General features: G+C 57.3%; 24 protein-coding genes. 10 read left to right on the top strand and 14 right to left on the bottom strand.

Going from position 1 to position 26,353, the window contains the following annotated elements:
- The first annotated feature begins 23 nt into the window (after positions 1-23).
- The 5 genes from AC3YUO_RS06145 (at position 24) to AC3YUO_RS06125 (ending at position 5,698) form a co-directional block, all read left to right on the top strand.
- Positions 24-959 carry a carbohydrate kinase family protein gene (locus AC3YUO_RS06145; protein ID WP_489962151.1) on the top strand — a complete coding sequence of 312 codons (936 nt, stop codon included), beginning with the start codon at positions 24-26 and terminating at the stop codon, positions 957-959.
- Between the two features lie 13 nt (positions 960-972).
- A complete protein-coding gene (locus AC3YUO_RS06140; protein ID WP_489962150.1) occupies positions 973-2,937 on the top strand; it encodes an alpha-amylase family protein in 1,965 nt (654 codons plus the stop codon).
- A 264-nt stretch (positions 2,938-3,201) separates the two neighbouring features.
- Complete coding sequence (locus AC3YUO_RS06135; protein WP_489962149.1) at positions 3,202-3,651, top strand: MarR family transcriptional regulator; 450 nt, start codon at positions 3,202-3,204, stop codon at positions 3,649-3,651.
- Positions 3,644-5,017 carry an MATE family efflux transporter gene (locus AC3YUO_RS06130; protein WP_489962148.1) on the top strand — a complete coding sequence of 458 codons (1,374 nt, stop codon included), beginning with the start codon at positions 3,644-3,646 and terminating at the stop codon, positions 5,015-5,017. Before AC3YUO_RS06135 ends, AC3YUO_RS06130 begins: the two co-directional genes overlap by 8 nt.
- A gap of 162 nt (positions 5,018-5,179) precedes the next feature.
- Positions 5,180-5,698: a hypothetical protein gene (locus tag AC3YUO_RS06125; RefSeq protein ID WP_489962147.1), complete on the top strand. Its 519-nt coding sequence runs from the start codon at positions 5,180-5,182 to the stop codon at positions 5,696-5,698.
- A 210-nt stretch (positions 5,699-5,908) separates the two neighbouring features.
- On the opposite strand, the gene AC3YUO_RS06120 is transcribed toward AC3YUO_RS06125, so the two are convergent.
- Positions 5,909-6,802, bottom strand: coding sequence for an acetamidase/formamidase family protein (locus AC3YUO_RS06120; protein ID WP_489962146.1), 894 nt, complete (start codon positions 6,800-6,802; stop codon positions 5,909-5,911).
- Positions 6,803-6,901: 99 nt separating this feature from the next.
- Between AC3YUO_RS06120 and AC3YUO_RS06115 the strand changes: the two genes are divergently transcribed.
- Entirely contained in the window at positions 6,902-7,783 is an 882-nt protein-coding gene (locus AC3YUO_RS06115) for a LysR family transcriptional regulator (protein WP_489962145.1), read from the top strand.
- Positions 7,784-7,850: 67 nt separating this feature from the next.
- Here the strand turns inward: AC3YUO_RS06115 and AC3YUO_RS06110 are convergent, their stop codons facing one another.
- The 3 genes from AC3YUO_RS06110 to AC3YUO_RS06100 form a co-directional block, all read right to left on the bottom strand.
- A complete protein-coding gene (locus AC3YUO_RS06110; protein WP_489962144.1) occupies positions 7,851-8,030 on the bottom strand; it encodes a hypothetical protein in 180 nt (59 codons plus the stop codon).
- Between the two features lie 7 nt (positions 8,031-8,037).
- The gene (locus AC3YUO_RS06105) at positions 8,038-8,523 is read right to left on the bottom strand and encodes a hypothetical protein (protein ID WP_489962143.1); all 486 of its coding nucleotides are present in this window, start codon (positions 8,521-8,523) and stop codon (positions 8,038-8,040) included.
- Positions 8,524-8,697: 174 nt separating this feature from the next.
- Positions 8,698-9,324 carry a TetR/AcrR family transcriptional regulator gene (locus AC3YUO_RS06100; protein ID WP_489962142.1) on the bottom strand — a complete coding sequence of 209 codons (627 nt, stop codon included), beginning with the start codon at positions 9,322-9,324 and terminating at the stop codon, positions 8,698-8,700.
- Between the two features lie 251 nt (positions 9,325-9,575).
- Here AC3YUO_RS06100 and AC3YUO_RS06095 point away from each other — a divergent pair, with 251 nt between their 5' ends.
- Positions 9,576-11,279: an ABC-ATPase domain-containing protein gene (locus AC3YUO_RS06095; RefSeq protein ID WP_489962141.1), complete on the top strand. Its 1,704-nt coding sequence runs from the start codon at positions 9,576-9,578 to the stop codon at positions 11,277-11,279.
- 103 nt (positions 11,280-11,382) lie between these two features.
- On the opposite strand, the gene AC3YUO_RS06090 is transcribed toward AC3YUO_RS06095, so the two are convergent.
- The 9 genes from AC3YUO_RS06090 to AC3YUO_RS06050 form a co-directional block, all read right to left on the bottom strand.
- The gene (locus AC3YUO_RS06090) at positions 11,383-11,658 is read right to left on the bottom strand and encodes a hypothetical protein (protein ID WP_489962140.1); all 276 of its coding nucleotides are present in this window, start codon (positions 11,656-11,658) and stop codon (positions 11,383-11,385) included.
- 10 nt (positions 11,659-11,668) lie between these two features.
- A complete protein-coding gene (locus AC3YUO_RS06085) occupies positions 11,669-12,058 on the bottom strand; it encodes a hypothetical protein (protein WP_489962139.1) in 390 nt (129 codons plus the stop codon).
- 6 nt (positions 12,059-12,064) lie between these two features.
- On the bottom strand, positions 12,065-12,577 hold the full coding sequence (locus AC3YUO_RS06080) for a YcxB family protein (protein ID WP_489962138.1): 513 nt from the start codon (positions 12,575-12,577) through the stop codon (positions 12,065-12,067).
- 259 nt (positions 12,578-12,836) lie between these two features.
- Positions 12,837-14,492 carry a galactose/methyl galactoside ABC transporter permease MglC gene (locus AC3YUO_RS06075; protein WP_489962137.1) on the bottom strand — a complete coding sequence of 552 codons (1,656 nt, stop codon included), beginning with the start codon at positions 14,490-14,492 and terminating at the stop codon, positions 12,837-12,839.
- 21 nt (positions 14,493-14,513) lie between these two features.
- The gene (locus tag AC3YUO_RS06070) at positions 14,514-16,022 is read right to left on the bottom strand and encodes a sugar ABC transporter ATP-binding protein (RefSeq protein ID WP_489962136.1); all 1,509 of its coding nucleotides are present in this window, start codon (positions 16,020-16,022) and stop codon (positions 14,514-14,516) included.
- Positions 16,023-16,224: 202 nt separating this feature from the next.
- A complete protein-coding gene (locus AC3YUO_RS06065; protein ID WP_489962135.1) occupies positions 16,225-17,532 on the bottom strand; it encodes a substrate-binding domain-containing protein in 1,308 nt (435 codons plus the stop codon).
- A 187-nt stretch (positions 17,533-17,719) separates the two neighbouring features.
- Complete coding sequence (locus tag AC3YUO_RS06060; RefSeq protein WP_489962134.1) at positions 17,720-18,700, bottom strand: substrate-binding domain-containing protein; 981 nt, start codon at positions 18,698-18,700, stop codon at positions 17,720-17,722.
- Positions 18,687-20,366 carry a cache domain-containing sensor histidine kinase gene (locus AC3YUO_RS06055; protein ID WP_489962133.1) on the bottom strand — a complete coding sequence of 560 codons (1,680 nt, stop codon included), beginning with the start codon at positions 20,364-20,366 and terminating at the stop codon, positions 18,687-18,689. Before AC3YUO_RS06055 ends, AC3YUO_RS06060 begins: the two co-directional genes overlap by 14 nt.
- Positions 20,367-20,401: 35 nt before the next feature.
- Positions 20,402-21,670 (bottom strand): response regulator, encoded by a 1,269-nt coding sequence (locus tag AC3YUO_RS06050; RefSeq protein WP_489962132.1) that lies wholly within the window; start codon positions 21,668-21,670, stop codon positions 20,402-20,404.
- A gap of 485 nt (positions 21,671-22,155) precedes the next feature.
- Here AC3YUO_RS06050 and AC3YUO_RS06045 point away from each other — a divergent pair, with 485 nt between their 5' ends.
- Positions 22,156-23,004 (top strand): hypothetical protein, encoded by an 849-nt coding sequence (locus AC3YUO_RS06045; RefSeq protein ID WP_489962131.1) that lies wholly within the window; start codon positions 22,156-22,158, stop codon positions 23,002-23,004.
- A gap of 68 nt (positions 23,005-23,072) precedes the next feature.
- On the opposite strand, the gene AC3YUO_RS06040 is transcribed toward AC3YUO_RS06045, so the two are convergent.
- A complete protein-coding gene (locus AC3YUO_RS06040; protein ID WP_489962130.1) occupies positions 23,073-23,960 on the bottom strand; it encodes a LysR family transcriptional regulator in 888 nt (295 codons plus the stop codon).
- Positions 23,961-24,130: 170 nt separating this feature from the next.
- Between AC3YUO_RS06040 and AC3YUO_RS06035 the strand changes: the two genes are divergently transcribed.
- Both AC3YUO_RS06035 and AC3YUO_RS06030 read left to right on the top strand, forming a co-directional pair.
- Positions 24,131-24,634 (top strand): MarR family winged helix-turn-helix transcriptional regulator, encoded by a 504-nt coding sequence (locus AC3YUO_RS06035; protein WP_489962129.1) that lies wholly within the window; start codon positions 24,131-24,133, stop codon positions 24,632-24,634.
- Positions 24,600-26,342 carry an ABC transporter ATP-binding protein gene (locus tag AC3YUO_RS06030; protein WP_489962128.1) on the top strand — a complete coding sequence of 581 codons (1,743 nt, stop codon included), beginning with the start codon at positions 24,600-24,602 and terminating at the stop codon, positions 26,340-26,342. Before AC3YUO_RS06035 ends, AC3YUO_RS06030 begins: the two co-directional genes overlap by 35 nt.
- The last annotated feature ends 11 nt before the right edge of the window (positions 26,343-26,353 follow it).

The raw sequence follows: 26,353 nt of genomic DNA, 5'->3' as shown, positions 1-26,353 counted from the left end.
TTCAGAAAGGAAGCGGCTTTGCCATGACGGATATTACTACCATCGGCGAGGTGCTCATCGACCTGACCCAGACCGGCGCCACCCCGCAAAACGTTCCCCTTCTCGCTGCCAACCCCGGCGGCGCTCCCGCCAACGTGGCGGTGGCTGCCGCCCGCCTGGGGGCCAAAACGGCCTTTCTGGGCAAGGTAGGCCGGGACGGCTTCGGCAGCTACCTCACCGGCGTGCTGGCGGAAAACGGCGTGGATGTGTCCGGTGTCCGCACCGACACAGCCCCCACCACCATGGCGGTGGTCACCGTCTCCGCCACCGGAGAGCGGTCCTTCCGCTTTGTCCGGGGCGCGGACAGCGCTCTGACCCCCGAGGAGGTGGACACCCGTCTGGTGGAACAGGCCAAGATTCTCCACTTCGGCTCGGTGAGCCTCACTGCCGGTCTCGCCCGCTCCGCCACTCTGTTTGCCGCCCGGGAAGCTCGGGCCCATGGTGTGCTGGTGAGCTATGACCCCAACTACCGGGACGCCCTGTGGAGCAGTCAGGAGGAGGCCGTGGAGTGGATGCGCATCCCCCTGCCCCTGGTGGACATTCTCAAGCTCTCCGACGAGGAGCTGCCCCTTCTCACCGGCACGGAGGACCCCGAAGAGGGCAGCCGCCGCATGGAGGAAAAGGGCGTGCGCCTGGTGCTCATCACCCTGGGCGCCGGCGGGGCCTTCTACCGCTGGCAGGGCAAGACCGGGCTGGTACCCGGCGTAACCACCACGGTGGCCGACACCAACGGCGCCGGTGACACCTTCCTGGGTGCCGTGCTCAGCCGTCTGACCCGCCGGGGCGACGCGCCGCTGGACCAGCTCACCGCTCCTGAGCTGGAGACGATTCTGGCCTTTGCCAACCGGGCGGCGGCCAAAACCTGTTCCCGTAGCGGCGCCATTCCCGCCATGCCCACTCTGGCGGAGCTGGAGGACTAAAGGAGGAGACCCAATGAGAACCAAAAAATCCATCGGGGAGCAGACTGCTCCCAGAGCAAATAAAAAGCCGGCGCAGGCTCAGAGCCGCGCTGCCAAGGCAGAGGAGACCACCGAAGCATCCAAGGTGACCGCGGCCGCCGATCCGGTCTTTGACCAGCGGCTGGCCCGGCACTACGACGAGCTCAAGTGGCTCTACTGCGAGCTCTACCACGGCGACCTGAATGCCTTTGATTACTTTGTGAACATGCTCCGCCGGAGCTGGGCAGAGCGAAAGGAAGACCTGCGGGCCCAGGATGCCCGCCGGGAGGCCGATCCCGACTGGTACCGCCGCCGGGACCTGCTGGGTATGATGCTTTACACCAACGCCTTTGCCGGCACCCTCAACGGCGTGCGGGAGAAGCTGCCCTACCTGGAGGAGTGCGGCGTCAACTATCTCCACCTGATGCCCCTTCTTGCAAGCCCCAAGGGCCGCAGCGACGGCGGGTACGCCGTCGCTGATTTCCGGACCGTGGAGCCGGAGCTGGGCACCATGGAGGACCTGGAGTACCTGGCCGACGCCTGCCGGGCGAAGGACATCAGCCTGTGCCTGGACTTCGTGATGAATCACACCAGTGAGGACCACGAGTGGGCTCGGAAGGCCCGGGCCGGGGAACCCGGCTACCGGGAGCGCTACTTCTTCTACGACAACTGGGATATTCCCCGGGAATTTGAAAAGACCGTTCCTCAGGTGTTCCCCACTACCGCTCCGGGCAGCTTCACCTGGCTTCCCGACTGCCAGCAGGTGGTGATGACCAACTTCTATCCCTATCAGTGGGACCTCAATTACGCCAACCCCATGGTCTTCAACGACATGACGGAAAATCTCCTCTACCTGGCCAACCGGGGCATTGACATCATTCGCCTGGACGCTGTCCCCTACATCTGGAAGGAGCTGGGCACCAACTGCCGAAACCTCCCCCAGGTGCACACCCTGGTGCGGATGATGCGCATGGTCTGCGAAATTGTCTGTCCCAGTGTTCTGCTGCTGGGTGAGGTTGTGATGGAGCCCGCCAAGGTGGTTCCCTACTTCGGCACCCAGGACAAACCCGAGTGCCACATGCTCTACAACGTCACCACTATGGCCACCACCTGGCACACTCTGGCCACGGGAGATGTCTCCCTCCTGCGGCACCAGATGGACATTGTCTCCGCCCTGCCCCGGGATTTCCTCTTCCTGAATTACCTGCGCTGCCACGACGACATCGGCTGGGGGCTGGACTATCCCTGGCTGGGGGAGCACTTCGGCACCAACGAGGTGGCCCACAAAAAGTACCTCAACGACTGGTTCATTGGAAGATGGCCGGGCAGTGAGAGCCGGGGCGAGCTTTACAACGACGATCCCCGTCTGGGGGATGCCCGCCTGTGCGGTACCACCGCCTCCCTGTGCGGCGTGGAGGCAGCCGACTTCGAGAAGGACCCCTTCAAGCTGGAGCGCTCCATCGCCTGCGATCTGATGCTCCACGCCTGGATGCTCACCCAGAGCGGAATCCCCGTTCTATACAGCGGCGACGAGGTGGGGCAGCTCAACGACTACTCCTACCATCAGGACGACGAGAAGCGCGCGGACAGCCGGTACCTTCACCGTGGAGCCTTCCAGTGGGACCTGGCCCAGCTGCGCCACGACCCGGACACCCGCCAGGGCAAGCAGTTCATGGGCCTGCGCCGTCTGGAACAGCTGCGGGCGGAAGAGTCCGCCTTCGATCCCCGGGCTGACGTATGGACCTTCGACACCGGAAACTCCCACGTATTGGGTGTGGGGCGCTGGTACAACGGCCGCAAGCTGATTGCCCTGTTCAACTTCAGCCAGGAGTTTGTCACCGTCTCCAGTCCGGAGACCGGCGCCTTCGATGAGCTCGTTTACGGCGGCCATTTTGAGGATCTCAGCCATGTGGAGCTCTTCCCCTACGGCTTTGTCTGGCTGGCACACACAGAGGCATAACCATCTCAGCCCTCACTTTTATTTCAAGAAACGTCCCGTATCGGCCGTCCAGGCACGATACGGGGCGTTTTTATGCTGTCTTCTTAACCTCTCTGGATGCTGGAACCGGCCACAGCCGTGTGGTCTTACCTTCTCCCGGCGCACCAGACGGGCTCGGAAAAGACGCGCATGGAGCGGCCAAAAAGATTGAGAAAAATCGTCGTTTTAATTATTGCGTGCGCACGCATTTTATTGTATGCTAGACGGCGACAGGAGGCGAGTTTCATGAAATTGCTGAAGTGGTTGTCTGTGGCAGACCGGTTTGCCAAATCCTATTTGGATGAGCGGCTGGCTCCGCTGGGACTCAACAGCAGTCAACATATGTATCTTTTAAAAGTCTGTGACCAGCCGGGAATTTCTCAGGACTCCCTGTTGGACAGCGTCTATGTTCACCCCAGCAACATTGTGCGCATGGTGGCGGCGCTGGAGAAAAAGGGCTTTTTGACCCGCACCCCCAGCCAGCAGGACAAGCGCACCTGGCTGCTCTACCCTACGGAGCGGGCTCTGGCCATTGCCGGTCAGGTTCGGACTGCCTGCGAAGAGACGGAAGCGGCCCTGTTGGAGGGTCTGACGGCACAGGCCAGCGCCGATTTTCAACGTACGCTGCTTCAGGTTGGCAGGGAGATTGCGGCCAAACAGGGCGTGGTACGGACGGAGGATGAGTTTGATGGCTGAAAATCCACTGGCATACGAGAACATTTCCAAATTGCTGAAAGGCTTTGCCATTCCCAGCATCACCGCCACGCTGGTCAGCTCCCTTTATAACATTGTGGACCAGATCTTCATCGGCCAGGGCGTGGGCTATTTGGGCAACGCCGCCACCAACGTCTCTTACCCCCTGTCCACCATTTGTCTGGCCATCTCTCTGCTGCTGGGCATAGGCAGTGCCGCCCGTTTTTCCCTCTACCTGGGCAAGAAAGAGCCGGAACACGCCGCCCGGCTGGTGGGAAACGGAATTGTGCTGATGATGGGGGCCGGATTTCTCTATCTCATCTGCGGAGAACTTTTCCTCACTCCCCTGCTGCGGGTGTTCGGCGCCACGGAGGAAGTCCTGCCCTTCGCCCGGCAGTATGCCGGAGTGGTGTTGCTTGGAATGCCCTTCCTCATCCTCACCAACGGCATCAGCAACCTGATCCGGGCAGACGGCAGCCCCAGATACTCCATGCTCTGCATGGTGGCCGGAGCCATCGTCAACACCATCTTGGACCCCATTTTTATTTTTCTTCTGGACTGGGACGTATTCGGCGCCGCTCTGGCCACCATTCTGGGACAGCTTCTCTCCTTCGCCCTGGCACTGCGGTATCTGTGGCGGTTCCGGACGGTCCAACTGACCCGTTCCTGCTTCCGGCTGGACTTCCGGGACAACCTGGTCACCCTCTATATGGGCATCAGCAGCTGCATCAATCAGGTGGCCATCACATTGGTCCAGATCGTACTCAACAACTCCCTCACCTATTATGGTGCCCTCTCTGCCTACGGCAAGGAAATCCCCCTGGCGGCCTGCGGCATTGTCATGAAAACCAACGCCATTCTTCTCTCCATCATCGTCGGAATTTCTCAGGGCGTGCAGCCCATCATCGGCTTCAACTATGGCGCTGGAAAATATGACCGGGTGCGGCAGGCGTTCCTGCTGGCCATCAAGTGGAATTTCGTTGTCTCAGCGGTTGGATTCTGCCTGTTTCAGTTCTGCCCCGGTCCCATTATCTCTCTCTTCGGCGACGGGGATCCGCTCTACTTTGAATTTGCTATTCTGTTTATGCGCACCTTCCTCTTTATGGTGCTGGTCAACGGCGTGCAGCTGCTCTCCTCCAACTTCTTCACCGCCATCGGGAAAGCTCTGAAAGGTCTGCTGCTGTCCCTGACCCGGCAGGTATTTTTCCTCATTCCGCTGATTCTGCTGCTGCCCCTGCGGCTTGGCATCTTTGGCGTGTTGCTGGCCGGGCCGATTGCCGACTTTATCGCCTTTGTGGTCTCTGTGTTTTTTGTGGTCAGGGAATTCCGGATCCTGCGGGCACTGGAAACGGCCTCAGCTGCCAGGTAGCAGCTTCGTTTCTTTCTCTCTGTCTCCCATTCTTTTTTCTCCCGGAACGGCTTCCCTACGCATGTCTCATCTGCTATACTGAGGACACACCCCACTTAAAGAAGGGCATACTGTATGGAAAAGCCCGCTCTCTGTGGGCCCATCGTAAGGGAGGACAACGTGATGAAGCGAAACAGAGCTATCTTCTGCACCCTGTCCCTGTTGGTTTTGCTGGGGCTGTTCGCCGGCTGCTCCGCCCAGCCCCAATCCAGCCATCGGGAGGCCATCCCTTTTACCGAGGGACAGCTCTACGCTGCCGCCTATCTGGGGTATCAGCAAATTGAGGATCTGGACTACTATGTGCAGCAGTATCTGGACAGCGATGAGCTTCCTGTCCATTATCTCTCCTCCGGGGATTACTACCTGATTATTCCCCGGTACTCCGGCATGGAGCTGTCCCTGTACCGCAACGACTTTGACACTTCCGAGCCCATTCTCATCTACCGGGATCCGGACTGCCAGCCCTTCCTGCTCCAGTGCAACGCCAGTGATATCTTCGCCGACGCTACCATCCGCCTGACCTGGGAGGATGAGACCGTAGAGTTCTCCCCCTTCCTGTCCCTGAAAGACGGGTCGGTGGAAATCGGCGACCGGGGTCTGGATCTGACCGCCGGGACCGAAATCCAGCAGGCAGGGGCCTGAACGTCTGGGACTCTCCAACCTACAAGCCAACCAGAATGCCCTCCTGGAAATCTCCCGGAGGGCATTTTGCTTCTTCCAGCCACCACGCCTCATTTCCTTGCACCGTCTGCACTTCCGTTCCGGTCCAGAGACGTGATGAGGGCTGTATATAAATGGTTCTACGGTTCTATCGGCGCTCAGAGATCCTTTTCTGTCTGAATATGCCGTCCATCACACCGGACAGGCAGCAAGAAAGCGGTGCTTCAGCCAGCTCTCGTGAATTTGAAGCTTGACCGTCTTCTGGGGGTTGACCGCCTGACAGATTCCCAGACTGCCAATCAGATTCAGCGCCATCACCGCCTCGGAAGATGTCATTCCCCCATACTCCGTCAGATACTCCGCCAGCTGGAGGGATGCCTTTTCCGCCGCCTCGTCCAGGCTGTCCGCCGAGGCAATGAAATAATAGTACGCCCCCTCCTTGACCACCGGGTACTGCAGGCAGACGTGCTTCAGCACCGTCACCCGGAGGAGCACAGAACCACAGACCTCCGCCCCGCTGTATCCGATCTCCCCATCGGCCATCACCGCGTGAAGATCGCCCAGCGCCAGATAGCCTCCATCCTCCAGCACGGGGAGATACACCGTGGACCCCTCTGTGATGTTGGAGCAGTCCATATTGCCCCCGTGGGCTCCCGGTGTCAGAGTGGAGGTACACTCCGGCGTAGCCGTACCGATGACCCCGATCATGGGGCGCACGGCAATATCCAGGTCACCCAGGCGCACATGGCCCTGCTCCACGGGTACAATTTTGAAGGCATCCTCCTCCACCAGTTTTCCCAGGCATCCCTTGCCTGCAATCTGCTCAATCACCGCCTGTGAGGCGATATTGATCTTCAGAATATCCACCTTGAGAGTGTCCCCCCGCTCCGCCTGACGGATCAAAATAGGGCCGGTGGCGGGGTTGTCTGCGGCGGGCTCCCCCTCCTGCTGCTCCGTCCGGTAAAATCGGTTGCCGAAGCAATCCAGCGTTTCCACCAACAAAACGTCGCCGCTCTCCACGGTCACGGCAGGGGAATTTTCCGCACTCATGGCTGTTACAAAATGGTGGCTGGACAGATGATACATTGTGCTCACTCCTTGTGTTTTTCCTGGTGTCATGATATCATAAAGCCAGACACATTAAAATGGAATAATATTTATATTTGTTATGAGGAAATGGAATGTATGAACACACGGAAGTATCGGGCTTTTTTGCTCTGTCTGGAGTACGGCTCCATTACCGAGGCCGCGGAAGCACTGAACTATACCCAATCGGCTGTCAGCAAAATGATCGCCGAACTGGAGCACGAATGGGAGATGGAACTGTTCATCCGGAGCAAACAGGGGGTGACACCCACTCGTGAGGCCCGCCAGCTTGCCCCGCAGATTGCCCGCATCTGCCAGTTGCAGGACCTGATCACAGACGAAATTGCGGGCTTTCACCAGGATCGCCCCCGTACCCTGCGCATCGGTGTATTTGCCAGCGTATCCGCCGGTCTGCTCCCCAAGGCGCTCAAGCGGTTCAAAGCGCAGTGCGGAAACACGGAGGTCTTTTTGAAAAACGGAGAGTACCAGGAAATCGAGGAGTGGTTGAAAACTGGTGAGATTGACTGCGGATTTGTACGCCTGCCGGTCCACTCCGATTTTGTGGTCCGCGAGATTACACAGGACCGGCTCATGGCCGTGCTTCCTCCTCAGCACCCCTATGCCGACGCCCCCTTCTTCCCCATTGAACAGCTGCCTCAGGAGACCTTCATCCGTCTGAAGGAGTACGCGGACAACGAGATCTCCCTCTATTTTCAAAGCTCCTCCGTTCAGCCCAACCTGGCTTATGAGGTCAGCGATGACTACGCCATTCTCTCCATGGTGGAAAGCGGACTGGGCGTCAGCCTTCTCCACGACCTGGTGGTGGACACCAACCGATTTCAGGTGGTCAAAAAGCCCCTCAAGCCTGAGTGCATCCGAAACATCGGGTTTGCCTACCGCCCCAGCCCCTATCTGCACCCCTCCGTGGCAATTTTTCGGGATTGCCTCTGCATGGAATCGTCTTCTGCTGCGCGGATATGATGTTACACCCCGCAAGGCACAAAAAAGCCCGCAGCCTGTGCTGCGGGCTTTTTATCCTTGTTCCAGGTCAGTGGTCCTGGTTTTCCTCCTCCGACGGGAGAGGGTGCCATGCGGGTGGCTCCTTTCGGCGCAGAAACAGCCCCTTGATGCGGCCCAATACCCCTTCCACCATGTGAAACCAGAGATTTCCCAGGGCAAACACGACCACCAGCAGGAGCAAAAGTGCCCCCAATTCTTTCAGCGGCATGGCGTTCTCACTTCGTGGCGTAGTGGTTCAGGAAGAAGTCGGTAAAGGCCGCCAGCTCCTCCTCCTGAGACACATAGACATAGAGGCTCTCATCCTCCAGCCAGTCATAGGCGTTGATGCCGATGTAGCCCTTTTTGTCCGGATAGATGATAAAGGCATCGGTGGGGTACTTGTTCCGATAGGCCTTCAGAATTTCACTGCGGCGGTAATAGGTGGGATCCCCACATCCGGAGAGGTCGGGGACGGTGGGCACCACCACAATCGTCTGGCTGGCCTCGTTCCAGCCCACAATCAGATTGCCGATTTTGGTCTTGCTGCCGTGGACAAAGCCGTAGTTAAAGCGGGCCACATCCTCCGTATATCCATAGATAAGACGGTAGTCATCCCCGTTTTCCACCACCTGGTTGAACAGCAGCCGCATCTTCTTTGCGTTGGCATTGCTCTTTTCCATGTCCACTTCCGGCCCCTTGAACAGCTTGCTGAAAAATCCCATTGTCATTTCCTCCTGAATATAATTTTTATTCTCTGCAAGTCAGACTACAACCTGTTCCATCTGACTGGCTCACATAAATAAAAACATTTATATAGTTTTGTTTTTATTTTTGCCAAATTAAAATCCGCCGGAACAGAGGACCGAACCGCACTGTTCGGGCGGATTTTGTGCTGACTATTTCAACTGGACGGGCTGTCCCTTCATCTTTTCCAGCCAGTCCACAATGGTATTGATCTGAATCTCCACGGTGGCATCGGCTGCCTCGGGCACAAGGAACGGCAGGGCCTGGGGAATGGCCCGGCGGATCACCATAACCGCCAGACTCAGGTTGGTAAAGAGCTGAATCCGCTCCCGGCTCGCCTCAATCCCAAAGCACTCCAAAATGTGACCAAAGAGGCTTACCTGCTTTTCCCGGAACACCCGACAGCTCTCCTCCGACAGGCGGCGGAAAATCATCTGCTGCTCCTCAACCGACAAAACCGCGATTCCGTTTCGCTCTCCATAACAGCAGGCATGGATAAACTGCCGGACCCCTTCCCGCCAGCTCAGGGATGGGTCCTCCATCAAAGAACGGGAAAAGGCCAGAATCTTCGGCTGCTGGACATAGAGCACCTCTAAAATCAGGTCCTCCTTTGTGGGAAAGAAGGAGTAAAAAAAGGTACGGGAAATGCCCACGGCCTTATAAATCTGCTCCACGGTGGTGTGCTGAAAGCCCTGCTTAGCCATCAGCTTTAGCCCTGTATTCACAAGCGCTGACCGGATTTGTTCCCGCTCCTCCTCGGAATAGGCGACCTTCGGCATGTTCCCCTCCTCAAAATAAATACAACATTCAAAATTTATCTTTATTCTAACACGCACAATTCCGGAATGCAAGAACGACTTTCCACGGTGCGGTGCCTCCGTTTTCCTTTCCTTCACAGGGTGTTTCGTCCAAAAATTTTTGACAATGGATACAAAATGGACTATCCTCAAAGTAACCTATCAAATATCTGGGCTGTTGGTCCCCCTGTATCACAAAGGGGTGGATCCCGGCAGCCGAAGGAGCAATTACCATGCAGACCGCATCTGATTTACAAAATCTGCTCGCCCGGATTGACCGGAGAAGCTACTCCGCTTACAAAGACACCAGGGGGTGCTATCGGTTCCCGAACTATATTCTGTCCATCGACCACGTCCAGGGCGATCCCTTTGCCGCTCCCTCCAAGGTGAGCATCCATGTCAAGGGCAGCGAGGCAGGATTTCCCAAGGCACTCTATGAGACACGCGGTCAGCGCATCGCCCTGCAGGACGCCCTGACCCGTCGGTTCGGACGTCTGGCGGGCCAGGCCTCCTTCCAGGCCAAGGGCTCCGGGCACAGCGGACTCATTTCCATCAGCCGCTGTGGCCCGCAGATTCTGGAGCGCACCGCCTGCCAGCTGGATCCCCGGAGCGGCGACCTCCTTTTGCGTCTCGAGGTGGGCTTCCCTGCCAACGGCCGGACCATCAACGCCAGAGAATTGGAAAAGATTCTCTTCGACCTGCTCCCCCGGTGCGTGGAGTCCGCCCTGTTTTACCGGAACCTGGATGGCCGTCAGCTGCAGGCCATTGCCGACCTGGCTGAGGATCAGGCCTATATCCGCTCTGCCCTTCCCCGTCTGGGGCTGTGCGCCTTTGTAGCCGATGGGAGCATCCTTCCCCGCGCCTCCGGCGTCTCCTCGCTGCCTATGAAAGATGCTGTCCCCTTTCAGTCCCCCAAGGAGCTGGCTGTGACGCTGGAGCTCCCCCACCGCGGGAAGCTCACCGGCATGGGCATTCCCAAGGGCATCACCCTGATTGTAGGCGGCGGCTACCACGGCAAGTCCACCCTCCTCAAGGCTTTGGAGCTGGGTGTCTACAACCACATCGCAGGCGACGGCCGGGAATATGTAATCACAGATGCTTCCGCAGTAAAAATCCGGGCGGAGGACGGGCGGAGCATCCGGCGCACGGACATCTCCATGTTCATCAACAACCTGCCAAACGGCAAAGACACCGTCCATTTCAGCACTGAGGACGCCAGCGGCAGTACCTCTCAGGCGGCCAATGTGGTGGAGAGCATGGAGGCCGGTACCTCCCTGCTGCTCATGGACGAGGACACCAGTGCCACCAACTTTATGGTCCGGGACGAGCTGATGCAGCGGGTCATCCACCGGGACATGGAACCCATTACGCCCTTCCTTGACCGGGTCCGGGAGCTCTATGACACCTACGGCATCTCCACAATCCTTGTCGCCGGGAGCTCCGGGTCTTACTTCCACATTGCCGACCACATCATTCAGATGGACCGGTACATCCCCCGGGATATTACCGCTCTGGCCAAACAGGAGGCCGACGCCTTCCCACTCCAGGGCCAGCCTCCCCTCCCTGCCAAAAAGCCGGAGTTCCACCGCTGCCCCAGACCTTCGCGGGAATTCCGCAGCGGTGACCGGGTCAAGCTCAAAACGATGGGTCGGGATGGAATATCCATAAACCGGGAAACCATCGATTTAAGAAATGTGGAGCAGCTGACCGACAGTGAGCAGGTCTCCGCCCTGGGCTGCTGCGTACTCTATGCCCAGAGACATCTGCTGAACGGAACGCGGGACCTGCGCCAGATTGCAGAGGCTCTGGACTCCCTCATCGAGGAGCATACCCTGTCTGCCCTCTGCGACACCCCATCCGCAGTATCCTTTCTGGCCCGGCCCAGGAAGCAGGAAATGCTCGCCTGCCTGAACCGGTACCGGGGATTGCAGCTATAATCCACCGCCCCAATGGTTTCCGTGCGCGTTATATCGAACAAAACAACAGGAACCGGCGTCTCCGGTGAGACGCCGGTTCCTGGTTCTTTTCAACCCGTTCCGCTTACCGGCGGAACACAAAAATTCCTATCATAACAGCGGCACCCAGCAGCAAACCCAGGACTTCCATGGACTGTCGCTGTCGGACTGCGTCCCGCAGTTCACATGCCCAATCGGCTATCATCAGCAGCAGCGCCAGAGCAATCAACCCCATCGCCAAAGGAGCTCCGATTCGGAACACAGGGCTTGGATAGCTTGCACCTGAGCCTATCACCACCAACAAAATCGCAAGGCCCAGCGCCGCACAGATTAGCTTCGCGGGATAGAGATACTTTTTCATGGCACTCCCCTTACTGCTCGGACTCCGTCTGTTCCGGACGGACCCAAACGACCTCCAGGTCTTCTTTGGGTGCGTTCTCATACTGTCTGGACTCCTCCAGACGCTGCTCCATCCGCTCAATCTCGCTGTGGATGGCAGTCCGGCTCTTCCGCCGGTTCAGCTTCAGGAAGAAATGGTAGCGCTCCTCCACCGACTCCGACTTCGGCGGGAAAACGATGATTTTCCCATCGATTCGGTTTCCTTCCAGCTCATTGCGGGCAATGGCATCGTCCAGCTCTGCCATCCGACGGGCATACTGGGTATATTCCTGCCACGGCATCCGGATGATCCGCTTATAGGCCGCGCCTCCCACAAAAAGGGCTGCAATGCCCAGTAACAAAGCTTTCTTTCCTCGCTTCATATCAGCTTACCTCCCGATATACAGGATTTCTTTTTGCGTCCTTCCGGCCAAAAATCTTCGGAACTCCTCGGGCGTGCCGCCCTGCAGACCAGCCTTTTCACAAATTTCGCCTTCTCGGTTTCCCAGAATCAGAAGGATATACTCCCGGGTCTCTGCCAGGGCCAGGACCTGCTCGTAGCTCCACCGGGTTACTGAACTCCCGTTGTCCACGGTATAGCCTTCCGGAGAAAAGGACAGCGTCACCGCCTCCGTTCCCTTTGGCGCCATCTTTCGGGCAAAGAAGCCATCGATCGCATCTCCCCAAAGGAAAACCGCCAACATCATGATTATGACGGCGCTATCCAGCCATCTCACCCATACATGCCTGGTGGAAAGCACCACGAAGATTCCCAGGCCAATACTCAGCCAGCCGTAGATTTGAAATTTCCGGTGTGATTTTTTCCGGACGGTTTTCCGCAGTGCCCGCGACAGGGCCGTCAGTTCCTTCTGACGATATAGACTCCGGCAAGTGAAGTTCATAAGTCGTTTCCTCATTGTCTTTCGTCTGATGATTGGCAGTATAGCAACGCCCCGTCACAAAAGCAAGAAAGATTCCCTTAAATTTCTCTTAAGCTCCATACCATCCTCTGATCATCCCTCCTTCTTTCGTGGTGTCATGGGCCTGTGTATTCCCGCGCAAAAAAGCCCCCGCAAGGCAGATACAGAGGTTCTGCCTTGCGGGGGCTTTGGGGAATTGCAAGGTTAGACACGGTTCCGGGCTCAGCCGGACCTTTGTCTCTTACTTCTTCTGGACGTACTTCAGACAGTCGAGGGTAACAGCCACCAGAATGATAATGCCGGAGATAACGAACTGGAGGTTAGCGTCAATACCCAGAACAGTCAGGGAGTAAGTCAGGGCGGTGAAGATAAACACGCCCACTACAACGCCGGAGATCTTACCGATACCACCGGTGAAGGAGACACCACCGACCACGCAGGCGGCAATGGCGTCCATCTCCCAGCCCTGGCCATAAGCGGCGGAGCCGGAACCGAACATGCGGATACACTCCAGCCAGGAGCCGAAGCCGTACAGGATACCAGCCAGAATGAAGGCGCCCACGGTCACCCAGAACACGGAGATACCGGAGACAGCGGCGGCCTCGGGGTTGCCGCCCACGGCGTACAGATTCTTACCAAAGGTAGTCTTGTTCCAGATGAACCAAACAATGACCACTGCCGCCACGGCCCACAGAATGATAGTGGGGAACTTTCCGATGCGGGGGATAATCATACCGGGAATGGTGGAATCAATGGAACCAAAGGAAACACCCTTGGTGGAGTAAGTCACCAGACCGAAGATAACCAGCATGTTGGCCATGGTGGAAATGAAGGGGTGCATTTTAAACTTGGCCGTAAAGAAGCCTGCAATGGTGGTAAAGAAGGTACAAAGAACGATACAAACCAGCAGTGCCAGGAACACCCGTGCCAGGACGGGCATGCCGGTAAAGTCAAAGATATGACCGAACACGCCGCCGGTGTTGATACCCTGGTGCATGATAATGGTAGCTGTGGTCATGCCCATACCAACCATACGTCCGATGGACAGGTCGGTGCCGGCCAGCAGGATGAGGCCGGCCACGCCCAAAGCCAGGAACATACGGGGAGAAGCCTGCTGAAGGATGTTCAGTACGTTGTCCACCGTCAGCAGCTGGGTACCCTTCACCACGGGGGTGATAATACAAAGGGCCACAAAGACAACGATGATGGCCAGGTACAGACCGTTCTTCAGGAAGAAGTCCCGGCGGTTAAAGGTGTACTTGTAGTTCTCCCACCGCTGGGCCATGGACTCGCCGAAGGTAAACCGGGACATGCGCAGCAGGTCGATGAGGTGATACTTGTGATCAAAGGCAGCGTGCTGCCGATCCTTCACGGCCTGCAGGTCCTTGGCCAGCTGCATCTTGGCGTCAAAGAGACGATTCTTGTGGACGTACTTCTCGTCCTTGATCTCCTGAGCGTCGCTCAGCTTGGCAACCGTGGCCTGATGCTCCTTCTGGAGATCTTCCACGGCCTGGCGGTACTTCACCTGAGCTGCAGCCTTTTCCTCCTTGCAGCTGGCCACCACCGCCTGGTAATAATCGGTGTTGTAGTGCGCCTTCAGGTACTGCTCAGCCTCACCAATCAGCTTGGAAACCTCGTCCTTGTGCTGGTTCTCCACGGCCTTGGCCTGCTCCAGCTCCTTGGACAGCTGAGCGCTGCGGGCTGCCTTCTCCTCCTGGGTGTAGATGCGGTCCCGCTTCAGGTTGTCGAGGTTGCTCTGAATCTCGATGACCCGATCCGTGCCGTCCGCGCGCAGTTCATTGATTTTCGCCTGGATATCGCCGACATACTCGTCGATGGGCTGAAGAAGCTTTGCTTCCTGCTCAGCCGTAAGAATTTTCGTATTTTCCGTCACCATAAGCAATTTCTCCCACTACACTTACAGGTATTTTGCGCTTAACCGCAAAAGCTCTTCCTGATTGGTCTCTTTGGTATTCACAATTCCGGACAGATGTCCGTTGGACATTACGCCAATGCGGTTGGTGATACCCAGAATTTCCGGCATCTCAGAGGAAACCACGATTACGGTCTTCCCCTGCTTTGCCATGTTGATGATCAGCTCGTAGATCTCGTACTTGGCACCCACGTCGATACCGCGGGTCGGTTCGTCCATCATAAAGATCTGGGGTTCCCGCTCCAGCCATTTTCCGAAGATGACCTTCTGCTGGTTTCCGCCGGAGAGGCTGGCGATCATATCGTCCGGGCCCATGCACTTGGTGTGCATGATCTTGATCTCCTTGTTGGTGGCCTTGACCATCTTGGGGTTGGACAGAGCCGGTCCGGACTTATACTGATTCAGGTTGGCGATGGTGGTATTGAACGTAAGGTCGCACTTCAGGAACAGACCGTTGGCCTTGCGTTCCTCCGTAATCATGGCAAAGCCATGCTCAATGGCTTCTTTGGCGTTGTTGAAGTTCATCAGCCGGCCCTTGAAATAAACACGGCCCGCCGCTCTGGTGCGGACACCAAAGATAGTCTCCAACAGCTCGGTGCGCCCGGCGCCCACCAGGCCGTAGAGGCCGAAGATTTCGCCCTCCTTCACATCGAAGGAGACATCCTGGAGGTACGGGGCATATTTGGTGGAAAGGTGCTGGACGGACAAAATGGTATCCCCGGGGGTGTTGTCCACCGGCGGGAAACGGCTTTCCAAAGAGCGTCCGACCATGGCTGCAATCAGCTCGTTCATGTTGGTCTCTTTGGCGCTCTTGGTCATGACCAGATTGCCGTCACGAAGAACCGAAATTTCGTCGCAAATTTCAAAAATCTCGTCCATCTTATGCGAGATGTAGATCAGAGCAATGCCTTGCTCCTTCAGCATCCGCATCATTTCAAAGAGCTTGTCAACCTCCTGCACCGTCAGGGAGGAGGTGGGCTCGTCCAGGACGATTACCTGGGAATTATAGGAAATTGCCTTGGCAATTTCACACATCTGCCGCTGAGACACGGACATGTTCCGCATGGGCTGTGTCAGATTGACCGTCATACCCAGCTTACGGAACAGCTCAGAGGCCTTCTTCTTCATGGAATTCTCATCAATAACGCCCAGGGAATTGGTGGGATAGCGGCCCAGGAACAGGTTGTCGATGACGTTCCGTTCCAGACACTGGTTCAGCTCCTGGTGCACCATAGCAATTCCGTTTTCCAGGGCGTCCTTCGGACCGGAAAAGCTGATTTCTTTTCCGTTTAAGTAAATTTTTCCCTCGTCCTTCTGGTAGGTGCCGAACAGACACTTCATCATTGTGGACTTACCGGCGCCGTTCTCGCCCATCAGTCCCATGACAGTTCCGCGCTTCACGTCCAGATTGATATGATCAAGCACCCGGTTTCGGCCGAAGGACTTGCTCATCCCCTGTATGGACAGGACAATATCATCTCTCGCATCTGCCATTCTCGTTACTCCCGTTCATGCATGTGCACAGTTTCAGCAAAACTCGAATTCTGCCGGATTTACTAAAATCGTCATTGGGGAGAAGTTCTTCTTCCGTGCGGAGAGGTTGTTCTCCCGGACGGAGAATCCCTTCTCCCCAATGGCAAACTGTTACTTCTTGTTCATCAAATTGGATTTACGCCAGTTCGCCGCATCGGTCAGATTACTGAGCCAGGATGCCGGTGTAGGAGGCGGCGTTGTCGGTCTTCACCATGTTGATGGCGAAGGCGTCGTAGGTCTCCAGATTGGTCAGGCGGTTGGTGATGTTGCCCTCGGTCTGGCCGTCGCCGCCGATGTAGTCAACCTTCAGGTTCAGCAGATCGTCGTAGTTCTGCAGCAGGGGCTGATAAGTGGAGCTTAGGAAGTTATCAGCGGAGTTGTAGATGTTCAGCCACACGTTCTTGGTGGGGTGCTCGGCGGCGTCCAGCTGGTAGGAAACAGGAGCGTAGGTCACGGTGGAGTCGGTGAAGTCCTGATAGTTCTCAGCGGTGACAGCCACGTTCAGAGCGTAGTAGGAACGGGTAGCCTCGTCATAGCGGAACACGTCGGAGCTCAGGACATTGCCAGCCTCGTCGGCGGTGCCGATACCGGTGTCGATGTCCACGCCGTCCAGAGCGTTGCGGAGCACACGCAGGGTCAGGTAAGCCTGAACGTCAGCGTGCTGGCTGATGGTGCCGCCGTAACCGTTGGCGATAGCAGCAACGGCGTCGGAGTTGGCGTCATAACCGAAGGTGGGAACACCGTTGGCCTGGGACCAAGCGTTGAACATAGCCATGCCCATGCCGTCGTTGTTGGAAACCACGATGTCGATCTGATCGCCGAAGGAGGCGGACCAGGTGTTGATGGCGTTGCCGGCGGTGGAGGCGTCCCAAGTGGCGCCGGCGGAGTTCTTCATCTCCTGAGAGGCCAGCTCACGGACAACATAGGTGGTGCCGCCGATGGTCAGCTCGCCGTCCTTCACGAAGGTGGACTTGCCGTCCACGTTGGTGCCAACAGGAGTGCTGTCGACAGCGCCGTCCTTCTCAACGGCGGTGCCCAGAGCGGAACGGACGCCGCGGGTACGGGCGATGGAGTCGTTGTGGCCGATGTCGCCGATGGCCAGGACGTAGCCGATGACGCCGTCGCCATTGCGGTCAATCTTGGTGCCGGCCTCGATGGCCTTGGTGATGTAATCCACAACCATGGTGCCCTGGAGCTCAGCGCCCTGGTTGGCGTCGAAGCCCACATAGTAGGTGTCCTCGTTGAAGCTCAGAGCGGTCATATCCAGCTCGCCGGTGGAGCTGTTGGAGGGCTGACGGTTGAACCAGACAAGGGGCTTGTCCTTGTTGGCCACCTTAGTGCTGGAGCTGTCAGCGGAGGTGTTGCTGCCAGCGCTGGATCCGGAAGTGGAGCTTCCGCCGTTGCTGGAGGAGCAGGCCACCAGGCTCAAGGACAGGGCAGCTGCCAGGGCAAGTGCAAGTGCTTTTTTCATAACTATTCTCCTTTGCCTTACAATTTAATGGGGCTCCCATAAAAAACATGCAAACCCCATCTGGCACTTTTAATGTTAGTGGAAAAGGCAAGGAAAAACAAGGTGAAAATTCACCGAAAGAAGGGCAAAAAATTATGTGAATATAACAACCTGCAAAAAACGCAATAGTATTTTTTGTCGAAAATACTCAATTCTTGCGTTGTTCAAAGGCGAATAACGCCTTCTGACTGTCACTGGAAAAGAGGTTTTCCCGATCCACAATCTGCGTGGAGGTGTCCACCGTCTGCTCCAGCTCCCCGCTCTGCCCCGACAAAAGCTTGTAGGCGCTCTCCACCCCCAGGTAGCCCATGGCATAGGGATTCTGCACAACCAGTGCATCCACCGATCCCTCCTGCAGTCCGTCGATGGTTATGACGTTGGAGTCAAATCCCACCAGAAAGACCTGTTCGGAGAGGCCCAGGTTCTCCACCGCTTCCGCGGCTCCCACGCTGGTTGGCTCATTGAAGGCCAGCAGTACATTGATCTCTGGGTACTTCTTCAGCAGCGCCGCAGTGTCCTCCTGCGCCTGTCCCGCCTCTGCCAGCGTGTTGATCACTGCAACCAGCTCCGCCCGTCCGCTCTCCTGAAAGATGTCGGCCGCACCCCGCTGCCGCTCCTGTCCGTTGGCACTGCTGATGTCGTAGTTGATAATCCCTACCTTCAGCTCACCCTCCACCCGTTCCAGGGCCGCCCGGGCAGCCATCTGTCCGGCGGCGTAGTTATCCGTACCGATGTAGGTACTCACTGCGGAGGAATCCACGTTGCTGTCAATGGCTACGATCCGGACACCCTGGCCCGCTGCATCGTCAATGGCCACCGCGTTGTTCTCGTAGTCAATGGCAGAAAAGACCAGCGCCTCGGCACCGTCTGCCACAGCCTGGGCCACCATCCGGTTTTGGGTCTCGTAGTCCTCCTCCGTCTCCGGGCCCACGATGGTCAGCTTGACATTGTACTCCGTGGCTGCCGCCTCCGCCCCCGCAAACACCGAGAGCCAGAACTCCGTCTGGGTGGACTTGGCCACCAGGGCCACCGAATGTTGGGTGGAGGTGGTCGTACCCGCAGCACAGCTGCACAGTCCCATTACCATCAGGACAGCCGCAGCCAGGCCCCCCCATCTATTTCGTCTCATAGTCTCCCTCCCGGATTTTCGGCATGCGGATCTCCACGCAGGTGCCCACATCCAGCTCACTGGTAATGTGCAGGCCGTACTCCTTGCCAAAGTAAATCTTCAGCCGGTCATTGACATTCTTGATTCCGATGCCGGTGCGGTCCTTGGGCCCATGGCGCATGATGGACTCGATCTGCTCCTCGCTCATGCCCACGCCGTTGTCCTGAACACAGAACACAATGTCGTCGCCGTCCTGGCCCACCTTTACCTGAATGTGCCCCTCATCCACCATGAGATCCAATCCGTGGTTGATGGCATTTTCAATGATGGGCTGCAGCGTGATCTTATTGCAATAGTAGTCCAGGCAATCTGGATCCACCTCGAAGTCATAGGTAAATTGATTTTTATAGCGGTATTTCTGAATCTGCAGATAGCTCTCGGCGTGCTCAATCTCCTTGGCAATGGGAATGAGCTCGTGGCCCTTGCTGATGCTGATGCGGAACAGCCGCGCCAGCGCATGAACCATCTTGACCGCATCTGCGTTGCGCCCCTGCTCACACATCCAGGCGATGGAGTCCAGGGTATTATAGAGGAAGTGGGGGTTGATCTGGGCCTGGAGAGCCTTCAGTTCCGTCTTGCGCAGGTTGATTTCCTCTTCCCGCACGGTGGACATGAGCTGCTGGATCTGCACCACCATGTGGCCGAAGGAATCCGAGAGCTCCTGCACCTCCCGGGTGCCTCCCACCGGCCGGTAAGTGAAGTGGTCGGCATCCGCTTCAAAGTTCTCCATGGCCGAGGCCAACCCCCGCAGGGGCCGCCCCAGCATACGGGTGAGCAGCCAGCTGGCCAGCAGGGCCGCCACCAGCACCACCACCGCCAGCACACAGGTCAGCCGAATCATATCGCTGACGTTGCGGTTAACCAGCTCATCCACGTAGCTGACGCCGACCGCCCGCCAGTCGCTTCCCTCCACGCTGGTGACACAGTAGATTACCGTGTCATCCACGTAGACGTCATCCTCCAGAGCGGCCAGCGCTGCGGTATTCTCCGACTTCAGACCAGAGTAAATGAGCTGCTGCTGGGGGTGATAGACAATGTTGCCCTCTCCATCCATCAGGAAGCAGTAGCCCCGCTGACCGATACTGACGTTATTGATGTAGCTGGAAATGCTGGAAAAGCTCAGATCCAGGGACACCCAGGCGGCTTCCCCTCCCGGTTCCAGAGGCGCGGTCATGGTCACCACCCAGGGGTAGTAGCTCTCAAAAATAGTCTCCACATGAGGGGCCGTCATATAGGGCTCCCCTGTGGCTCTGGCCTGCTCCAAGTTAAAGGAGAGATTCTGATAGATCTCCTCCCGGGGCTCCCGGCCGGGCGCCCAGCAATCCAGCAGGACACCGTCGGACGAGTAGCTGGTCACCGCCACCACATCGGGGCGGAACTTCAAAAAGGCAGCCAGCAGCTCATCCCGGCTTTCCGCACTCTCCGTCATGGACTGCTCCACCAGTTCCATGGCCTGATCCATGTCCTGAAGATAGTTGCTCACCGTATTGGACACCTGGGAGACAGCCTGGGCACTGCTGGTCCGGGCATTCTGCACGATGGCGCTGCGGTAGCGGCTCAGGAACAGCAGGATGCAGCAAAACAAAATAATCGTCACCACACCCACAACCATGGAGACCAGAATCACCGTAATGCGCAGGCCTGGACGCGAACCTCTGTTTTTCAACCGGCTCCACCCGCCTTTTCCAGTTCCAGTCTGCGGCGCATGGCGTTGGGAGATTCTCCGCAGTATTTTTTAAAGCAGTAGCTGAAATAGTGCTGGTCGGTATAGCCGCACCGCTGGGAGACGTCCTGAATTTTCAGCGAGGAGTCAGCCAACAGTTCCCGGGCCGCCTCCATCCGCTTGCGGATGAGAATATTGATAAACGTCTCACCGGCATACTTCTTGATGCAGGCGCTGAGATGGTTGGGGCTCACATCCAGCATGCCGCTGAGGGAGACCAGGGAGAGATCGGCGTCCATGTAGTGCTGGTCCAGAGTGTCCAGGGCCCGCTTGCACAGCAGGCTTCCTCCCTTGACCGAGGGCTCCAGGTCACTGACAAACCGGGCGCTGCCCTCGGTCCCGTCGCTCTGACGCAGGGCCTCCATCGCCTCCCGGTAGGCAGCATGCAGTCCGGTCAGGGTACGCGTCACCCGGCTGACGCCGATGCGGCAGCGCTTGCCCAGCACACGCTGGGTCATCTGCGGAATCTCGTCGGCCAGAATATGCAGGTACTCCTCAAAATCGGACCGGTTGCCCAGCAGGATGGTAACCACCTTGCCCGAGGCAAAAAAGCTGACCGCCCGGAGGTACTTGGCAGCCAATGTGTCCACTGACGCCACAAAGGCGGGGGTAGTGCAGCTGTTTCCTTCCTCACTCAGCACCGCAGAGACCATCACGGTATAGTAAGGCCGATCATCCACGTCCCGCAGCAGGCCGCACTGCCGGCCGTACTCCTCCAGCTGTGCCTCCTCCTCCGGCTCGGCGTAGTCGTCCAGCACCAGAGGCATCAGCATGGCTGTCCGCAGATCCGGACGGTCACTCCGGGGCACCGTCTGACGGAACCGGGCAAACTGGTCGTCGATCTTCTGCCGGATGGCGCGCAGCTCTGCTCCCAGGCCCTCCATGGTCAGCGGCTTGAGCATGTAGCTGATAATATTGTACTGGATGGCCTGCTTGGCATATTCAAAGCTGTCATAGCCGCTGAGAAAGGCAATGTTGGTGGCAGGACGAATCTCCCGCACCTGCCGGGCCAGCTCGATGCCCGAAATAAAGGGCATGCGGATGTCGGTCATCAGCAGATCCGGCTCATGCTTTTCCACCAGCTGCAGCGCGTCCAGCCCATTGCTGGCGTCCCCCACCAAACGGAACCCATAGTCCTCCCAGGGGATCATGGTGCAGACGGCCTCTCTCAGCTCGTCCTCATCATCGGCAACAATTACGGTATACAATGTCTTTGCAGCCATCGGGGATACCTGTCCTTTCTTGGATGGAAACCTGAATTCAGACTGCTTGTCCCGCCGGTGGAAAACGGTCCGCTCTCTTCAACAAGAAGCGTTTTCCAGGCATGGGCAGGTGCCTCCCGGGCAGTCTGTCCCGGCGCCCGTTCTGGGCGATTCACGGCCAAATTATTCTTTTTCATTATAGCAGATTTGTACCTATTTCACAAATAGTTCTTACTCAATTCATCATTTTCCATGAACTGGAAGGGCTGTTATCCCAGTTCCTGCGCCACCCGCCCCAATTCGTCGATTCTTCTCGCGCTTTCGGGTGACAACCGGTCAGCCGCGTGCTATGATAGGGGGCGGCGCTTCGCCCGGTTTCGACATGTTCCGCACCCCGAACGCGCCAAGCACACGAGAAACATTCTGACTACATACGCCGCATTTATGCTCCGACGCTCCGGGCATTCCGCGGCTGAGAAAGGGACATTCCAATGAAAACTTGTACTTCCAAACAGCTGCTCGCAGCCATACTTCTGATTCTCTTTGCGCTCTTCTCCGTACTGGTCATCACAAAGGTGGCCGTCTCCCCCCAGTTCCACGAAGCAACCATTGCCGCCCTGGACGAAAAGCAGAGCACCGTGCTGGAGCTCACTGCCGCCTCCACCGCCGCCTCGGCCGCCATCACCTTGCTGCCCGGCGACGCGGCAACCCCCATTGCAGAAAAACTGGCTGATTTAAGCTCCGGCTTTCTGGTGGTACTGTGCGCCATCTATCTGGAAAAGTACCTGCTGACTATCACCGGCTATGCGGCCTTCACCTTCCTGATCCCGGCCGCATGCATTCTGTATACCGTCCGTCTCTTCGTAAAATGGGATTCTCTGGCTGCCATGGCCCGGAAGCTTCTCCTGTTCGGCATCGCCATTGTCCTCATCATTCCGGTCAGCGTTAAGGCCTCCGGTCTCATTGAGGACACTTACCGTGCCTCCATTAGCTCTACACTGGAAACGGCGAAGGAGACCACGGCCGAGGTAGAAAGCAGCGCGGAAGAGAACAGCGCTGGAGAGGACGAGGGCTTCCTGGCCGGACTGATTGGAAAAATCACCGACGGGATTTCCAGCGCCGCCTCCGGTATCTCCGACAAGGTGGGCGACATGGTCAACAATTTCCTGGAAGCTTTGGCCGTGATGCTGGTTACCTCCTGCGTCATTCCCATTCTGGTTCTGCTGCTTTTCGTCTGGCTGGTCAAAATCACTTTTTCCGTAGAGCTCCCCCACATCCCCTCAGGCATCTCCCGCAAGCGGACCTCCCATGCTTCCGGCGACGAATCCGACGTACGGTAACCATCCGTTTATACCTTATTAAAATAAAAAACACCCTCCGGCCGTTCAGCTTGCCGGAGGGTGTTTTTTTATTCTCTTCCCGCTTTTACCTGCTCCTCCAGCTGAGACAAAAACAGGCGCAGCACCGGAGTCAGGCCACCGCTGCGGTACACCGCTCCAAAGGAGAGCGGTTCAAATTCAGGAATGGGAATATAGCGCAGGCCGGGCAGACGGGCCGTGGCCAGGTCTGGCATCACCGCAAAGCCGTATCCGGCCTCCACCAGTGCGTGGACGATCTCCAGACTGTCGCAGAACAGCATCTGCTCCGGGCTCCGTCCTCCGATGACTTGGTTCTGCACCGAAAACAGCGCCGGAGGATAGATGGGAGGCGGACAGGTAGCCACCAGCCCTCCCTCCCGCAGCTGCTGGATGGTGAGCTGCTCATAAGAGGCCAGCGGGTGCTCCTTACTGCAGATGCAAACCACCGGACAGCGGTCCACCTCGCGGTAAACCATCTTCTTCGGCACCGCCTCCTGCAAGGAGAAAAACACCTGAATGTCGTCCTCCTCCAGCAGGCGATCCAGCGCCGCTGTGGGAATAAGCCGCAGCACCGGCAGCAATTTGGGCACTTCCTTGCGCATGGGAGCCAGCACTGACCGCAGCAGCCGAAGCTCCAGGAAATTCCGGCAGCCAATTCCCATCCGCTGAGGAATGGTCTCCTGGCACTCGCTCACCCGCGCCTTGGAAAGGCCGGTCAGCTTTAAAATTTCCCCGGCATACTGGGTGAACAGGTGCCCGGCCTGGGTCAGGCGGACGTTCTTGCTGGTCCGAAAAAACAGCTTCGTCCCCAGTTCGTCCTCCAGTGTGTTAATCTGGTGGCTCACCGCCGGCTGGGTTATTCGCAGCTGCTCCGCTGCCCGTGAAAAATTCAAAAAGTTTGCCACTGCCATGAAACATTCCAATTGTGTGGTATTCACGGAGAAGCCTCCTTCCGTCTCTGCGGTCTCTGTGCAACAACATAAAACAATAAATTTCTTTTATTGATGATAACACATTTGAATTTCACAGGCAAGCGGGATTGTGCTATAAAAAGTAACGTACAAAACAGTTCTCATTCGAACCAATGTAAAATAAGAGGTGAACCAACGTGAAAACTGACCGGCGAACGCTGGCCCTGGAAAATCGGCGGATCAGCATTCGAACGGAGCTGCTCACCGACCAGATGGTGTCCCAGGCGGGGCTGACGGCATCGCAGGCACACATGCTTTTCTTTATTCTCAGCCACTCTGCCAAGGGCACCTCGCTGACCGACATACACCGGGAATTCGGCTTCTCCAAGGCCACCCTATGCCGCATTCTCAAGCAGCTGCGCCAGGCAGGCTATGTCCGGGTGGAGCCCTGTGCCACCGACGAGCGCCGCAAGCTTCTGTTCGGCACGGAAAAGGGAGCTCAGATGAGACACTTCCTGGACCAGGCCGTCCACAAGGCCTGGGATCAGGTCTACGAGGGCTTTTCCGATGCGGAGCTGCAGGAGCTGGACCGGCTGCAGAAAAAAATGATTCAGAACCTGTGCGTACACACCAATTCCCCAAACGATTCCAGGAGGCGTGAAGATTGTGAAGAAAGTCCTACAACAACTCAAACAGTATAAGCGGGATACCTTTTTCTGCATCGGCCTGACGACGCTGGAAGTCATCATGGAAATCCTGCTCCCCTTTATTACCGCCCGTCTGCTGGCAGAAGGTCTGGAAACCGGCTACCTGCCCGCAGTGTACCGCTACGGCGCCATTCTGGTGGTCATGGCACTGCTCAGTCTGATTTTCGGAGCGGTCGCCGGCCGCTTTGCCGCCAGTGCCTCCTCCGGTCTGGCTGCTAATCTGCGGGAGGCCATCTATGCCAACATCCAGACCTTCTCCTTTTCCAACATCGACAAGTTCAGCGTCCCCGGTCTGGTAACCCGTATGACCACCGACATCACCAATGTGCAGCAGGCCTTCATGATGGTCATCCGCATTGCGGTACGCTCTCCCCTGACCCTGATTTTCAGCTTTGCCATGTGCATGATCATCAATGTAAAGCTCAGCCTGACCTTTCTCATCGCCTTGGCCTTTCTGCTGGTGGTTATCGGCGCCATCATGGTGGTGACACTGAAAATCTTTAACCAGGTCTTTCAGAAGTACGACGATCTGAACGCCAGCGTCCAGGAAAACATTTCCGCTATCCGGGTGGTTAAGGCCTTCGTTCGGGAGGACTATGAGAACGAAAAGTTCTCTTCCGCCTCCCAGAACCTGTACCGTCTTTTCGTTAAGGCAGAAGGCCTTCTGGCTTTCAATGGCCCTGCCATGATGCTGGCCGTCTACTTCTGCATTATCATGGTGTCCTGGCTGGGCGCTCACTTCATCGTCGTGGATCACACCCTGGCCACCACCGACCTCACCAGCTTATACAGCTACATCATGTCTCTGCTCATGAGCCTGATGATGCTGTCCATGGTAGTGGTCATGATCTCCATGTCCACGGCCAGCATCCGCCGGATTCAGGAGGTACTTACTGAAACCCCTGACCTGCACAACCCTGAGCAGCCCATTCACGACGTGGCCAACGGCAGCATCGACTTCAACCACGTGAGCTTCTCCTATAAGCACGGCAGCGGCAAGAATGCCCTGTCCGACATCGACCTGCACATCCGCTCCGGCGAAACCATTGGCGTCATCGGCGGCACTGGCTCGGGCAAGAGCAGTCTGGTCAACCTCATCTGCCGACTGTACGACGTGGATGAGGGCTCGGTATGCGTAGGCGGCGTGGACGTGCGGCAGTACGACATGGAATCCCTGCGTAACCAGGTGTCTGTGGTACTGCAGAAAAACACCCTCTTCTCCGGCACCATTCTGGAGAACCTGCGCTGGGGCAACCCCGATGCCACCGAAGAGGAATGCGTCGAGGCCTGTCGGGCGGCCTGCGCCGACGAGTTTATTGACCGCATGCCCGATGGCTACCACACCCACATCGAGCGGGGCGGAAACAACGTCTCCGGCGGCCAGAAGCAGCGGCTGTGCATTGCCCGGGCTCTGCTGAAAAAGCCCAAGGTCCTCATTCTGGACGACTCCACCAGCGCGGTAGACACCGCCACAGACGCAAAAATCCGGGCCGCATTCGCCCAAAAGATTCCCGGAACCACTAAAATCATCATCGCCCAGCGGATCTCCAGTGTGGAGGGCGCCGACCGCATTCTGGTTCTGGACAACGGCCGCATCAACGCCTTTGACACCCATGAAAATCTGCTGAAGTCCAACCCCATCTACCAGGAGATCTACGAGTCCCAGGTCAAGGGCGGCGGCGACTTCGATCAGCCCGCTTGAGAGGAGGATTG

The organism is Pseudoflavonifractor sp. HNCC25GI2 (assembly GCF_058136395.1).
Note: the sequence above shows the minus strand (reverse complement) of the source record. Positions and strands in the feature narration are given on the sequence as shown.

Excerpts from the sequence above, each read along its gene's own strand:
- AC3YUO_RS06125 (WP_489962147.1), top strand. The coding sequence starts at position 5,180 with ATGAAGCGAAACAGAGCTATCTTCTGCACCCTGTCCCTGTTGGTTTTG.
- AC3YUO_RS06115 (WP_489962145.1), top strand. The coding sequence starts at position 6,902 with ATGAACACACGGAAGTATCGGGCTTTTTTGCTCTGTCTGGAGTACGGC.
- AC3YUO_RS06075 (WP_489962137.1), bottom strand. The coding sequence starts at position 14,492 with ATGGTGACGGAAAATACGAAAATTCTTACGGCTGAGCAGGAAGCAAAG.
- AC3YUO_RS06120 (WP_489962146.1), bottom strand. The coding sequence starts at position 6,802 with ATGTATCATCTGTCCAGCCACCATTTTGTAACAGCCATGAGTGCGGAA.
- AC3YUO_RS06135 (WP_489962149.1), top strand. The coding sequence starts at position 3,202 with ATGAAATTGCTGAAGTGGTTGTCTGTGGCAGACCGGTTTGCCAAATCC.
- AC3YUO_RS06105 (WP_489962143.1), bottom strand. The coding sequence starts at position 8,523 with ATGGGATTTTTCAGCAAGCTGTTCAAGGGGCCGGAAGTGGACATGGAA.
- AC3YUO_RS06085 (WP_489962139.1), bottom strand. The coding sequence starts at position 12,058 with ATGAAGCGAGGAAAGAAAGCTTTGTTACTGGGCATTGCAGCCCTTTTT.
- AC3YUO_RS06065 (WP_489962135.1), bottom strand. The coding sequence starts at position 17,532 with ATGAAAAAAGCACTTGCACTTGCCCTGGCAGCTGCCCTGTCCTTGAGC.
- AC3YUO_RS06070 (WP_489962136.1), bottom strand. The coding sequence starts at position 16,022 with ATGGCAGATGCGAGAGATGATATTGTCCTGTCCATACAGGGGATGAGC.
- AC3YUO_RS06110 (WP_489962144.1), bottom strand. The coding sequence starts at position 8,030 with ATGCCGCTGAAAGAATTGGGGGCACTTTTGCTCCTGCTGGTGGTCGTG.
- AC3YUO_RS06080 (WP_489962138.1), bottom strand. The coding sequence starts at position 12,577 with ATGAACTTCACTTGCCGGAGTCTATATCGTCAGAAGGAACTGACGGCC.
- AC3YUO_RS06130 (WP_489962148.1), top strand. The coding sequence starts at position 3,644 with ATGGCTGAAAATCCACTGGCATACGAGAACATTTCCAAATTGCTGAAA.
- AC3YUO_RS06100 (WP_489962142.1), bottom strand. The coding sequence starts at position 9,324 with ATGCCGAAGGTCGCCTATTCCGAGGAGGAGCGGGAACAAATCCGGTCA.
- AC3YUO_RS06140 (WP_489962150.1), top strand. The coding sequence starts at position 973 with ATGAGAACCAAAAAATCCATCGGGGAGCAGACTGCTCCCAGAGCAAAT.
- AC3YUO_RS06095 (WP_489962141.1), top strand. The coding sequence starts at position 9,576 with ATGCAGACCGCATCTGATTTACAAAATCTGCTCGCCCGGATTGACCGG.
- AC3YUO_RS06045 (WP_489962131.1), top strand. The coding sequence starts at position 22,156 with ATGAAAACTTGTACTTCCAAACAGCTGCTCGCAGCCATACTTCTGATT.
- AC3YUO_RS06145 (WP_489962151.1), top strand. The coding sequence starts at position 24 with ATGACGGATATTACTACCATCGGCGAGGTGCTCATCGACCTGACCCAG.
- AC3YUO_RS06060 (WP_489962134.1), bottom strand. The coding sequence starts at position 18,700 with ATGAGACGAAATAGATGGGGGGGCCTGGCTGCGGCTGTCCTGATGGTA.
- AC3YUO_RS06090 (WP_489962140.1), bottom strand. The coding sequence starts at position 11,658 with ATGAAAAAGTATCTCTATCCCGCGAAGCTAATCTGTGCGGCGCTGGGC.